This is a genomic window from Grimontia hollisae CIP 101886, from assembly GCF_000176515.1.
Taxonomy (GTDB): Bacteria; Pseudomonadota; Gammaproteobacteria; order Enterobacterales; family Vibrionaceae; genus Enterovibrio; species Enterovibrio hollisae.
In genome coordinates this window covers 16,677-29,582 of sequence record NZ_ADAQ01000012.1, presented here as the reverse complement: position 1 = coordinate 29,582, position 12,906 = coordinate 16,677, and the positions used below count along the sequence as shown (strand labels likewise).

Genomic DNA, 12,906 nt, shown 5'->3' with positions numbered 1-12,906 from the left:
TTTCGTGAGTTTAATCGATATCAAATGATACTCAGTTATGTGCACGATATGATTGCAAGTGTAATAACCAATCATATTGTTTGAGGGAATTTATGCCAACATCTTACGAGCATCAAATCAGTAAGTTGCACCGAATGCTACGGTCGTGTTGAGCAGCATGATTATCAGTTGTATCTCGCTATCAACGATATCGACCACACCAAAACCAAAGCGATGTCGCCTCAAACCAACGGTATCTGCGAACGCTTCCACAAGACCATCCTGAACGAGTTCTACCAAGTGACTTTCAGAAAGAAACTCTATGGTGACTTAGATGAACTCCAAAAAGATCTGGACGAGTGGATGGAATACTACAACACTGAACGGACTCATCAGGGCAAGATGTGCAATGGCAGGACACCATTGGAAACGCTTCGTGATGGGAAAGTTATCTGGGATGAAAAGGATCTGACCCAGATATAATCTGACAGCACCGCGAAAAGTGGGTAACTGTCAGATCAGGTCTGAATCAGTATAGATTATGTTCGAAGACAGACTCACTGAATATATGTAACCAAGGCAGTCACACAGAATTCAGGACACCCTCATTGTTTTACTTTAACTGCGTAAATGTATATTTGTCTTTGATACTAATATTAAAGTATTTTCCTTTTGAAGAGGCAGACTTAAAACTATTCCAAACGCTCTCCGGTACACTTTCATATCGATATACAGTGCCATCTGAAAACTCGATATCTAAGACCTCACTAATTTTCGAATATCCCATGCCATTGATAGCGGAGCTACTCACTGACAGTTGCTTGTGCAACGATGGCGGTAAGAGGTTTTTGGCGATCCGCTTCATGTTGGATGCTATTGTAGACGCTTGACCAGAACGTTTGAGGTAAGCGTTTCCTAAGCTGTGTCCGGTCCAATCTGCAAACGTAAAGGACGCGTTATAGTTTGCGGGTACTGCACCAATCGATTCTCGAACAGCCTCCATAATGTAGTCGTTATCATTGGTGATATGACCAATCAGATCTGGTCTAGACGAACCAATTGGCCCACCAGCGACACTAGTCGGCAAGGCAATCCCCATATACGAAAGCATTGGATAATCAAATAGATTGCTGCCATCTTTGTGCGAATATCCATTGTAGAATGCACTCAACAGCCCATTTGAATAGAAGTTACCTTGAGAATGGCCAACCAAAATAATGCGTTGACATGTATTGAGGTTCGCTTGGAGTCGTCCATACGCTTGGGAAAAATCACTATTTCCACGGATAGTATAGGCATCCAATGCACTAAATATTTCTTTCAAAATTGCTTTTGACTTAGCGCTGTCTGAATTCGGCAATAAATCTGTAGTGCCAATAATGAGTCCCCTAATCGCGGCTTGTTCTACCGGTCCAGAATCAGCATATTTCTGTGCTGCAACTTGAGCAAATTGCTTTATGAATTCTTCATTTCGATTGTAGCTGCCATCCACTATTCCGTTTAATTCGAATTCACTACTCAGATAAGCTTTTTGAAAGCTCATTAACTGCTGCTGGTTCGCACCAAAATCAACATAGTCGGTGAACATACCGTTTACGTAGAAGAGCTGAACTTTGTCGACATTTTGCTCGCATGTTGCGGCTTCAACGGAACTAACTGTAGAGAGAAGGAGTGCAGCAATGGCTAGGTACTTTTTCATTGAGAAACTCCTTTGAAGAATTCATTACAATCAATTTCTGGATATTCAATCTCACTACCTTGGAGAGCATCGTACAATCGGTTCGATGCAACCACCTTGGCTACGGCTCTATCCAGTGTGTTGAAGTAAAGATCAATTGGGTTCACAAAGTTTGGATTGTCATACTGATAATTTTCTATGCAGTACCTCATGCTAATGCTATCAACGGCGAGAGCCTTCGCGTCCTCAACTGTTATATCCACTTTGTTTTCGCTAAACTCCAAGAGCTTTCCGAACTCTTTACCCGATTGCACGGCTATAGCGAGTTCTACTGGATTATCATAGGTTTGCGCAATCTCATCAGCGTAATCATCACGCAGTCCATCACCATTCTCGTCTGCCCCAATCACTGGTACTGTTGGCTCTGGCTCTGGCTCTGGCTCTGGCTCTGGCTCTGGCTCTGGCTCTGGCTCTGGCTCTGGCTCCGGCTCTGGCTCCGGGTCTGGATCCGGTTTTGGAGCTGTTGGTCCAGCCAAGATGTCTTCGAGATCTACGCGTTGCCATGAATCCGAGTTACTAGGTAGGGCATCGGTATTCCACCACTTAGCAATGTAATACCCTGTATTAAACTCGACGACATCACCCCCTGTGTATACCGCATCCTGCGTCCACGTGGGCACATCCTCAGAATCCAGCGTTATCCAACCGTCCCAGCTCACTTGGTTATCTACTGGCTCTGTCCCCTTTGTCCAGTGTGAGGATATATAGACTTTATTCTTCCACGTGACTATATCGCCAGAATTATATGTCTTTGACTGATCCCATTCTTCAGCCGAATAGGCAAGGGGCGATGACGTTAGCGTCACTAACACACTTGCTAGTAGCGTATATTTGAATTTCATTTTCTTCCCTAAAAGTGGATTTCAATTTGCTCACTGCTTGATGTATAAGACACCTTATCAATCAGAGTCTCATATCTATCAAGAAGTCTAACTTCTTCATTGTAATTATTTAAAGTTACTCCTCCGTCAATGAAATATTTTTTCGACTCTCCGTTTTTTAGTCCAACATTGATTACCATGTCGTTTAGTGCTAAATAGCTGTTCCTAATAGTAGATCTCAAAGATAAGAGGAACTCAGTCCATTTTGTGCGATCTGATCAATCGCCAAACCAATACACACCGACAAAAGGACTGAGTGATGGCTATCATAGCACCAATCCCCCGTGGCGAACGACGCAGGATGAAAAAAGCCATCCAATGTACGAAGGACAAGGACTACGCCCGGAGACTTATCGCTCTTATGCAGCTTCACGAAGGCAAAACGATTGTTGAAGTCTGTCGAATCACCAGTGCAGCTCGTTCCTCAGTCGGCAGGTGGATAAACTGGTTTACTCAAGGCGGTCACGAAGCACTCTGCTCTCTGCCTGTTGGCAGACCGCCTAGGCTTCCCGTGAGAGAAATGTGCGCAATGCTGACTGTTTTGGTTCAGTTTTCCCCGCAGGATTTCGGTTATCAGCGAAGCCGCTGGAGTACAGAGCTTTTAACCATGCAGCTCAATGATTTATTCCAAAGTACCGTGGCGGCTTCTACGGTCAGGCGCTGGTTACCCAAAGTCGGGCTCGTCTGGCGCAGGGCGGCACCCACTCTCAATATTCGAGACCCTCATAAGGAGGAAAAGCTGGCTCAAATCAGTGAGGCTTTGGACAAGTGCAGCGTTGACCATCCGGTGTTTTATGAAGATGAAGTTGATATCGACCTTAATCCCAAAATTGGAGCTGACTGGACGCTAAAAGGCCAGCAGAAGAAAGTCGTCACCCCGGGACAGAACTGCAAGCACTATCTGGCCGGAGCGCTTCATTCTGAGTCAGGAAAAGTACTTTATGTGTCAGGCACAAAGAAAGATTCGGAGCTATTCATTGCCATGTTGGAGAAGCTAAAGCGACGTTATCGTCGGGCAAAGAGCATCACCTTGATACTGGACAACTACATCATTCACAAGAGTAAGAAAACGAAGGCTTGGCTCAAGCAGAACCCAAAGTTCAATCTGCTGTTCCAGCCCGTTTATTGCCCTTGGGTCAACGTCATAGAGCGATTGTGGAATGCCCTCCATGAGACAATTACGCAGAATCACAGATGTAAACATATGTGGCAATTGCTCCATAAGGTGAAGCACTTTATGGATAACGTATCACCGTATCCGGGAGGTTGTCATGGCACGGCAAAAATGTAGCACTATTAGGATCAGCTATTTAGGAGTAGAAATCGCTATGTCATCTTTATGCTTTTCAATTAACGCTTTTACTTGGTCTAACGGCCAAGGTCCGTTAAGTTCTTTTCCTATGAGTGACAACAGCTTAAATCGCTCTAGGGCTTCTTGTTTCCGTTCTTCTGGGAAGCTGTCTAAATCTCGTTCGTAAACCGTTACAGCATTCAGCGGCCGGTAACAAAGCTCTGAGTCATCCTTGGAAACATCATCAGGGTGATTCCCGTTGTAACTTACCAGTTCACGTTTAGATTCGTCATCGAATGGACCACTATCGCTCATTCATTCACCCACAATTCTGTGTTTTCATCAAATAGCGACTTTTCAAGATGGGCTTTAACTAAGCCAAGGCTCATAAGCTCCAATAACTCTCGGTTCATAAAGCCAATGGACTTGTCGAAAACGCTGGCAAGTTTGCCAGATGTCGACAGCCCCTGGTTCTGCATAACTTCAATAACTGACTTTTTGAAATCACAAATATGTTTTGAGCCAGCGTATCGATGAATCAATTTGAGGTTGTCTAAGATGAATCCTTTACGAATTTGTCGCTCAGTGACGAGATGAAGAGGAAATCCAATAGCCTCGCTACCTTTTTGCATTGCTTCGAAAATATGGAGATATTCAGGTGTTAGGCAGAACTTTGAATCTTTGATTTCTTGCAGTGACTTATGACCGCTATTGAGTGTGACGAGAAAGTCGGGCGTATAGCTGTGTTCCCCATCTTCTAATTGATAATTCAGACAGAAGGGTTGGCTTTCAAATGAAACGACGTTGGGGTGGTATTCGAGATGGAAACAAGCGTCAAACTCGAGCGATGATTCGCACATGATTATGGCGCTATTTTTCACGCTAATGAACTTGAAGATATTTTTCTTAGCGTGCGGCTTTTTGATGGTATGTGGATACATGGCCTACCCCAAGTTGTAAATTTACAACCTAAAAGTAGACCATGACATCTTTGCTGTCCAAAATGACACTTACTATGTCTCAAATGTCATCTTATGGTTCCAGCCACACCGCAAGTGGAACGCGCTTATCAAAAATGTCGCGCGTTTTAGGAAAAAACTTCCTCCACATCAACAACTTTAGAACGATTTACAGTAATTTTCCAACGCTGGATAGTGAAGCTACCATCCGGGTTTTTTTGCTTAGACACCAAGTTAAACTGATGGCGTTTTTCGATAGATTCTCGGGTAACTTGTCCATCATTGAGAACATAGAAGGGCTGTTTACCACGCGCCATCAAACGTGAAAACGGACGAAAATCGACTTTCCATACTTCCCGTGTCATGTCATAGCCGCTAAGGAATTTGGTGGTCGACATCTGGGTAACCATCTTGATCCTGACGACAGACTCTTCGCGCTGGCGCAGCTTGCCTTTGCGCATTTTGCGGACATCTTCCGGGATGTTGTCAAACGGAATGTAGTCCAGCCACTCCAGTTGGCTGCCAATACGCTGGCCGGATGTCGGGTCGGTAAACATTTTGCGCCATTTAGGACGTCCTCTACGAATCCAGCGCCAAAGCACATCGCGTAAATCATCTTTGAAGATTTCCCGCATTGCGTATAGACCAGCCATAGCGAGTGCAAAAGACAGGGTAATCTCTCCCAGGAAACTTCGCATTTTGATGATGGCTACCGTGACAAATATCATCACCAAACCTGCTGCTGCCCCTTTCGCCAGTTTGTTGAGGTTTTGCCCCAATACCACATCTTTTTGACGGATGGTTACCGGATATTCAATGAGCCGGCGGGCAAGGCGCATCTTGTTCACCATCCGTGTTGCATCACTTTGTGCTTTCTGTGAATTGTAATTTTGCTCCACCCGGTAAGCGGCTTCAGATTCACAAAAGGCGATCAGTTGCTCTTTGATCGGTTTAAATGCACTGCTTCTGGGCATGTGCGCGACCAATGACAAAAAACGCTGCTCTGTCAGCCAGGAAAGGTAGTTGTCAATGTTGTTGTAATACTTGATAAGGCTTTCATCTTTCGGCACATAGCGGCGCAGACGGCGGAGGATTTCCACCGCCATATCCGTCAAGACTTCAAGCTGCTCTACAGCTTCGTCTTCCTCCACATCGGCTACTGTGTCAAAGAAGCGGTGGGTGGTTTTTTCCAGCGATAGCGCATACTGGTATGCATATAAACTCAAGCTGACACGGTATTGATCGGAAGGCAGTTTATCCCGGCTTGCCAGGCGTGAGTGAACAAGGGGAAGATGATGCTGGGAAGTGAAATAGGTCCGGGTGTTAGATAGCACCGTGTTGTAAAACTCATCTTCACTCAACACACTTTTGGAGAAGTTCAGCTCCCCGGGAACAAAAAGGTAGAATTCGACGTCCTGTCTTTTTATCTCTTCATTTACTAGCGCAATCCTTGCAGTTAATCCCTCATACTTTTCAACAGAGATCAATGGTGTACTCCAAACATTCTCTTCTAACGGTTTGTCCGCAGCTGGTTTAATTGACTAGTTTATACTGAAACATTCTTTAAGTGCATGTCAGTGACAGGCTTAATTGTTATGAGCTGGTGCCGGAATGAACACAGCAGTTAAGAGTGCAATTATTGAACAGCGCTATGAGTCGTTTCTTTAGTGGCAGTAACTCGGGCTTAGGACTGAGTTTAACCCTGAGAGTTAACCGAGTTATCCACAGAAACAGTGAATAAGTTGTATCTGTTGACGTTTCCTACCGCTGAGTGTAACAGACAGGAAGAGAGGCGTTACTGATTATCTAACAACTCGCGCATACGGGTTTGCACGACATCCACCAGCAGATCAGGCTGAAACTTAGAGACAAAGCGGTTACAGCCAACCTTCTCGACCATGGCTTCGTTAAAACTGCCACTGAGCGATGTGTTAAGGGCAATATAAAGATCATGCATGCGGCTGTCGGCACGAACCTCGGATGTCAGTTTATAACCATCCATTTCTGGCATTTCTGCGTCCGTAATCATCAGCAGGATTTCTTTTTTTACATCCTTGCCTTCGTCGCACCAAGATTTGAGAAGATTTAGCGCCTGCCTCCCATTCTTCTTCTCGATACATTGAATACCAAGTTGTTCCAGTGTTTCTGTGACCTGTTTTCGGGCAGTCGATGAATCATCCACCAACAGCACTGTCTGACCAACAAGATGTTGCTGCAGATCGCTATCCAGAACGTCTTCAGAGATACCAATATCGTAAGAGATAATCTCTGCCAACACCTTCTCAACGTCGATAATTTCAACCAGTTTATTTTCGCCCTCGTGATCAAGCTTGGTGATAGCAGTAAGATAATTGGAGCGTCCGGTGCTTGGAGGCTCCATAATTTCATCCCACCCCATGTTTTTGATATAGACCACCTTGCCGACCAAAAAAGCCTGAACTGACCGGTTGTACTCCGTGACTATCAGGTTGCTTTCCTGATCTTTATCTAGTGGGCGTAAGCCAATTGACTGGCGCATATCAATCACAGGTATAGAATGGCCACGTATTGTTGCCACCCCGCATATCTTGGGATGTGAACCAGGCATTTGGTTGAGGTGGGGAACTTTCAACACTTCCCTGACTTTGAACACATTAATAGCAAATAGCTGTCGAGTTCCCAGTTGGAACATCAATAGCTCAAGGCGGTTCTCACCAACCAGGTTAGTGCGAGAATCTACTGAATCTAAAATACTTGTCATGAGGTTACTAACCGTTCTCTGAACATCTGTCCCCAAATTGCCTAAAATTTCACTTTTTCAGTGAGTTAGGCATGATTGTGTGACGTTTCGTTATTTGTATCTGACAGCCAGTAAAACACAGAATGACATTAGGCTCACTTCGGCGTCAGTTTTTAGCGCGTTACCTATCAATAATAGGAAAGCTCCTGAAATAAAGCGAAAACGGTGAATAATTTTCTGTCTGTTCTGCTTTACTGACCTTGGTTCAATGCATGGCTCAACCGGTTGGGTTTGTTTGCAGGCAATCTTGTAACCTCGGGTCGTTCATTTAATGCTCTGATTTTTTATAGAAGAAATTGCTGATCCTTTACCATAAACGGTACAAGATAGGTGTTATTAACGAGACGAAACGCTACACTTAAGACGATAAACCCACAGGCTAACAACAGGCGTTCTATGAAAAGCAAAGCCAATGAATCTCAAGGAATGTTGCTATTCAAGTTGTCCGCAACGCAAACATTTGCCATCGGTACGTTGAAAGTCCGGGAAATTGTTCCCTATCGCCCGCTCACCTCGTTGCCTGGTTCTCATCACACTGTTATTGGTACTGCCAATATCCGGGGCATCCCGACACCTATCATCGATATGGCGAAAGCTGTGGGCTATACCGCTGTAGGGAAAGAAGAGTACGAGAATTGTTTTATTATCATCACTGATTGCCAACGTCGAGTGGTCGGCTTTCTCGTTCGTGGTATTGAAAAAATCAGCGAGTGCGACTGGCGCAATATCTCATCGCCACCAGAAACATTGGGGAGCCATGCTTTTCTCACCGGGGTGATGAAGGTAGAGGGAAAACTGGTTCAATTGCTTGACGTTGAACTGGTGATGTCCAAAATATTCCCCATGCCGGAAGATAAGTTGCATCCAATATTGGCGGATATCGACAGGGAAAAGCTCAAACCTATGCACATTATGCTTGTCGATGACAGCAGTCTGGCAAGACGCCAACTCTCTGAAGCACTCGACAGTATCAATATCCCCTATGAAGTCAGTGCTAACGGTTTGGATGCGCTTGAGAAGCTTAACCAAGCAGCCAAAGACGGTCGCCCATTTGATATTGTCGTCAGTGATATTGAAATGCCGGGCATTGATGGTTATGAGCTGGCATTTGAAATTCGCAACAATGAACCGTTGTCAGAGACTTATCTCATTCTTCACACGTCCCTTTCCAGTGAGATCAGCGTGGATCGTGCTCATCAAGTAGGTGCCCACGAAGCACTGACCAAATTTGATGCAACTGAATTGGTAAACGCCATGCTTCGGGGAGCTATGCTCAAACTGCAAGGCGAACACGTCCGGTTAGAAGGCGCCATTGAGTGATTTTTCACTCTGGTCAAAGACACGCCGTTTAAGCGTGTCTTTTGTATCGATTCCGATAAAGCATATTGTTAGCCATTCAGCATATTTCATCACTTACCCCTTATTTATCATAGGTAAGAGCGTTTCAGACATCTTCCATCCTGTCACTAAAACTTCTCACAAAATACAGAGCTTCCTTGATCAAAAGACTGTTTCTAGCCGTCACCTTGTGGTTTAATTTCATCAGGATCACACTAAGAAGGTTGTAAACCGATGAACAATGTATTCGAGATTGTTAAGTTCTCTCGTCGCAAAAACAAACTGAAACGAGAAATTCAGGATAACGAGAAGAAAATTCGCGATAACCAAAAGCGCGTGACATTACTTGAGAACCTGCTTGATTACATTCAGCCAGAGATGACGCACGAAGAAATCGTGGAAATCATCAAAAACATGAAAGCAGACTACGAAGACCGTGTTGATGATCACATCATCAAAAGTGCTGAAATCTCAAAAGAGCGTCGCGAAATTAGTCGTCAAATCAAAGAGCTGACCCGCTTGGATAAAGAAGGTAAGAAGTAACTTTCTTTTCAAATTGATGTTTGCAGTGTAAGTCTGCAAATTGGCATTGTTCGTCAGCATAGCCTATGTTTTGTAGTAATTTTACTCCGCATGGTTGTGCTGACTATGTTCGAGCAAAACAAAGAAAGCCTCGTTTTGTTATCACATTATAAAGTTCATGATGTTAAAGAACGATGCTGTAGTTTGCCTCTCCCCTGTACTCAAATACAAATGCTGCCTCCATGTCGAGTACAATCCTGACGTCCAATTGTATGCTTCCAACCTGCGTCATTGTTGCTTTGATTTTACGGATTCACTGTTGTTTCGGCACGTGCCAGACAGATCCAGTCTGGCACATTTGTAGCCAATTTTCAGAGCCTCCAGCGTCATCCCGTCATTGGTCAATGGTTGCTGCAATAACGGGATGGGACTGTGCACTCTGTTAATTGAAAGGCTTATAAGTACATCTTCGCCAGCTCGGAAGGCTCAATCTCTTCGCCTTCAAGCTCTGCATTCCAGTTAGTACCTACCAGCACGCCATCCTCATCCAGAGTGATAAGCCAGTCTTCCACAAACACGTCCAGCGGGATTTCAGTCACTTCAAAATCGGCCCATTCATCAACGTTGTGGTGTTCAGCGTCTTCTTTTGCCGACCAGAATGGCATGACTTCGCTTTCTTCGAACTCGCTGGAATCACATGCCAGCCAGCCTTCTTCCTCGTTTTTCAGACCCCAAACCACGTTGGTGCGCTTGGTTTCTTCAACGAACAACATCAGGTTTGCCTGAACGTCTGCAGTTAGTTTGCTCATTTTTCAGTTCTCATGGGAAATTTCGCTAATAGGGTAACACTTTCAGGTGTATGGCGCTGTATTCCTGTCAATGAAACCCCAAAATCATCGTCTGTTAACGTTCAGTTGGCGAACAAAACACCATTTATCGCCTTGAAATTTACGTGTTGAAAGCGCTTGTCTTTCGAACATGGGAGTGAGGCGGGTAATCACTTGAGTGCTTTGATATAGTCGCGGTAATAGCCTCATGGAGGAACAGGAGAAAATTGATGGCTCAGGAAAAAGTATCCTTTATTGGTTTGGGTGTGATGGGTTATCCCATGGCTGGTCACCTGCAAAAAACAGGTTTTGCCACGACGGTTTACAATAGGACGACGGCAAAAGCGGAAGCATGGGCGAAGGAGTATGGTGGTGAGTTTGCCTCAACACCGAGGGAAGCCGCCAAAGGCGCTGACATCGTTTTTGTCTGTGTGGGCAACGACAATGATGTCCGCAGTGTGATCTATGGCGAAGACGGTGTGCTGGCAAGCCTGCAATCAGGCAGTGTGTTGGTCGATCACACCACGACATCCGCAGATCTGGCGGTTGAATTGGCAAAGGCGTGCCAAGATAAAGGCGTCTCTTTTATTGATGCGCCGGTTTCTGGCGGTCAGGCGGGCGCAGAAAATGGCACCCTGACAGTGATGTGTGGCGGTGATAAAGCGGTATTCGAACGGGTGAAACCGGTGATTGACGCCTATGCCAAACAAGCGGTGTTGATGGGCGAAAACGGTCAGGGTCAGCGCTGCAAAATGGTAAACCAAATCTGTATAGCCGGTATTTTGCAAGGCTTGAGTGAAGCACTGGTGTTGGCACAGGCTTCGGGCTTGGATATCGCGCAAATGGTGGATGTGCTCAAGCATGGTGCAGCTGGCTCGTGGCAGATGGAAAACCGTGCGGTCACCATGTCGCAGGGTAAATTTGATTTCGGCTTTGCGATTGACTGGATGCGCAAGGATTTGGGGATCTGTCTGGACGAAGCTGCCAGTAAAGGCATCGAACTGCCGCTGACAAAAGACGTTGACCAGAAATACGCGGCTTTGCAGGCGCAGGGTTTGGGGCGAATGGATACTTCTGTATTAATAAAAGCCAGCCAGAAATAACCCATCTCCACTCTGTAAAAAACGCCGGGGCACTGAAGTGACCCCGGCGTTTTGTATTTTCAGGCTGTGCTTACGCGACCTGTTTGTCTCTCTTCGCGGTTTTTACAAAGAACTCATCATGCAGTGCACGGATAGCACTCTTGTATTTCTCGTCTTTCACCACAAACTGCACGTTGACGTTCCGCATTGACGAATGGACGGCAATCGGTGAGATGTCACTGTTCATCAGCGCCAGCACACCTTTGCTGAGCGTAGTATTGGTATTGATTTCAGAACCGATGGCTGAAATCAGTGCCACCATATGGCCGGTGATGGTTGACGTTGGGAGACGTTTTTCCGCACGGTAGAGCAACTTGTTGAGGTTTTTGGCGACACCGCTCAGGTAGTAGGTGAGGGAGTTTGCACTCATCTCTTTACCGACCAGACTAACGCTCTCCTCCGCGATCATTTCCATCAATTCGTAGCCGACATTATCCACATTGCCGACCATGGTCTGATCAAAAATATGCAAGGCGAAGACCTTATCGCGGCCAGCAATGATCTCGATTTTCTCTGCATCAGGCTGGTAAGCCTGCGAAATCAGCGTGCCTTTATGCTCAGGCTCAAAAGTGTTTTTGATTTGTAGCGGAATGTTTTTCTGGCGCAGGCCGGATGCGGCATTCGGGTGAATCGCTTCCATGCCCAGATTTGCCAGCTGGTCGGCCACATCGAAATTACTCTGGCCGATTGGCAACACATTTTCAGGTCCAGCAATGCGCGGGTCAGCACTGCTGAGGTGATACTCTTTATGGATGATCGCCAGATCTGCTGAGGTTTGGTAGGCGATTCGGCTGAACGTCATTTCGCTGTAGCCGCGATCGTAGGTCTTCATCAAGCCTTCATCGCAATACGCATAGCCGGTCACAATGGGCAATTCTGTTGTTACATCAATTTCTTTGAAGGCGTCAGTAATGACCTGATCCAGCGTGCCGGACAGCTGGTTGTCCCAACCAGAGAGATCCACGAATCTGGCATTGATACCAAGAGTTTTTAGCTTCAAAGCGGTGTTGTAGGCACTGTGGGCTTCGCCGATTGAAGATAAAAACTCTCGGATTTGCGGCAGATACTGGCGTAAGGTGAACTGACCATAACTGCACGTTGCCAGAATGTTTGTAATACAGTCTTTGGCGTCATTTAACCGCTCTGTGATGAAATTGTCTGCGCGGGTGCGGTTCAGTGGGTCAGCAAACAGGTTTTCGTTGATCATCTTCAGGCGCTGCTCGAGAGCACCGATTGCCTCAATCCACTGTTCATCACGTTTAGCCACCAGCTGGTAAATGCCCGGCTCGCCGGTGCGTTTATTTTCCAGCAGGGCATCGGTGATCCCGCCGTACGCAGAGACTACAAATACGCGGTTATATGGGTCTTTAGGATGCAGAAAAATATTGTCCAACACTGCATCAAATGCAGACATCGACGTGCCGCCGATTTTCTCAACGGTATAAGTCAT

General features: G+C 45.7%; 12 protein-coding genes and 1 pseudogene. 5 read left to right on the top strand and 8 right to left on the bottom strand.

Annotation, left to right across the window (positions count from 1 at the left end):
* Positions 1-129: 129 nt before the first annotated feature.
* Positions 130-462: pseudogene (locus VHA_RS11250) on the top strand (integrase core domain-containing protein); the annotation flags it as partial.
* Between the two features lie 130 nt (positions 463-592).
* On the opposite strand, the gene VHA_RS18460 reads toward VHA_RS11250, so the two are convergent.
* Positions 593-1,678: a KTSC domain-containing protein gene (locus tag VHA_RS18460; RefSeq protein ID WP_005504356.1), complete on the bottom strand. Its 1,086-nt coding sequence runs from the start codon at positions 1,676-1,678 to the stop codon at positions 593-595.
* The gene (locus tag VHA_RS19035; protein WP_005504354.1) at positions 1,675-2,559 is read right to left on the bottom strand and encodes a carbohydrate-binding protein; all 885 of its coding nucleotides are present in this window, start codon (positions 2,557-2,559) and stop codon (positions 1,675-1,677) included. The genes VHA_RS18460 and VHA_RS19035 overlap by 4 nt, the downstream gene beginning before the upstream one ends.
* A 298-nt stretch (positions 2,560-2,857) precedes the next feature.
* On the opposite strand from VHA_RS19035, the gene VHA_RS11230 reads away from it, so the two are divergent.
* Positions 2,858-3,889 carry an IS630 family transposase gene (locus VHA_RS11230; RefSeq protein ID WP_005504353.1) on the top strand — a complete coding sequence of 344 codons (1,032 nt, stop codon included), beginning with the start codon at positions 2,858-2,860 and terminating at the stop codon, positions 3,887-3,889.
* A 15-nt stretch (positions 3,890-3,904) separates the two neighbouring features.
* Here VHA_RS11230 and VHA_RS11225 read toward each other — a convergent pair whose 3' ends face one another.
* The 4 genes from VHA_RS11225 to VHA_RS11210 all read right to left on the bottom strand — a co-directional run bounded on the left by VHA_RS11225 (position 3,905) and on the right by VHA_RS11210 (position 7,588).
* A complete protein-coding gene (locus VHA_RS11225) occupies positions 3,905-4,204 on the bottom strand; it encodes a hypothetical protein (RefSeq protein ID WP_040528810.1) in 300 nt (99 codons plus the stop codon).
* Positions 4,201-4,830, bottom strand: coding sequence for a TnsA endonuclease N-terminal domain-containing protein (locus tag VHA_RS11220; protein ID WP_050778552.1), 630 nt, complete (start codon positions 4,828-4,830; stop codon positions 4,201-4,203). The genes VHA_RS11225 and VHA_RS11220 overlap by 4 nt, the downstream gene beginning before the upstream one ends.
* Before the next feature lie 146 nt (positions 4,831-4,976).
* Positions 4,977-6,335: a hypothetical protein gene (locus tag VHA_RS11215; RefSeq protein ID WP_040528809.1), complete on the bottom strand. Its 1,359-nt coding sequence runs from the start codon at positions 6,333-6,335 to the stop codon at positions 4,977-4,979.
* Between the two features lie 308 nt (positions 6,336-6,643).
* Complete coding sequence (locus VHA_RS11210; RefSeq protein WP_005504343.1) at positions 6,644-7,588, bottom strand: chemotaxis protein CheV; 945 nt, start codon at positions 7,586-7,588, stop codon at positions 6,644-6,646.
* Between the two features lie 435 nt (positions 7,589-8,023).
* Between VHA_RS11210 and VHA_RS11205 the strand changes: the two genes are divergently transcribed.
* Together VHA_RS11205 and VHA_RS11200 are read left to right on the top strand one after the other, a co-directional pair.
* Positions 8,024-8,947 (top strand): chemotaxis protein, encoded by a 924-nt coding sequence (locus tag VHA_RS11205; protein WP_005504341.1) that lies wholly within the window; start codon positions 8,024-8,026, stop codon positions 8,945-8,947.
* Between the two features lie 252 nt (positions 8,948-9,199).
* On the top strand, positions 9,200-9,508 hold the full coding sequence (locus VHA_RS11200; RefSeq protein ID WP_005504340.1) for a DUF496 family protein: 309 nt from the start codon (positions 9,200-9,202) through the stop codon (positions 9,506-9,508).
* 434 nt (positions 9,509-9,942) lie between these two features.
* Here the strand turns inward: VHA_RS11200 and VHA_RS11195 are convergent, their stop codons facing one another.
* Entirely contained in the window at positions 9,943-10,296 is a 354-nt protein-coding gene (locus VHA_RS11195; protein WP_005504336.1) for a DUF2750 domain-containing protein, read from the bottom strand.
* Positions 10,297-10,544: 248 nt separating this feature from the next.
* On the opposite strand from VHA_RS11195, the gene VHA_RS11190 reads away from it, so the two are divergent.
* Positions 10,545-11,417: an NAD(P)-dependent oxidoreductase gene (locus VHA_RS11190; RefSeq protein ID WP_005504334.1), complete on the top strand. Its 873-nt coding sequence runs from the start codon at positions 10,545-10,547 to the stop codon at positions 11,415-11,417.
* Between the two features lie 70 nt (positions 11,418-11,487).
* Here VHA_RS11190 and VHA_RS11185 read toward each other — a convergent pair whose 3' ends face one another.
* Positions 11,488-12,906, bottom strand: a complete 1,419-nt coding sequence (locus VHA_RS11185) for an aspartate kinase (protein WP_040528807.1) — start codon at positions 12,904-12,906, stop codon at positions 11,488-11,490.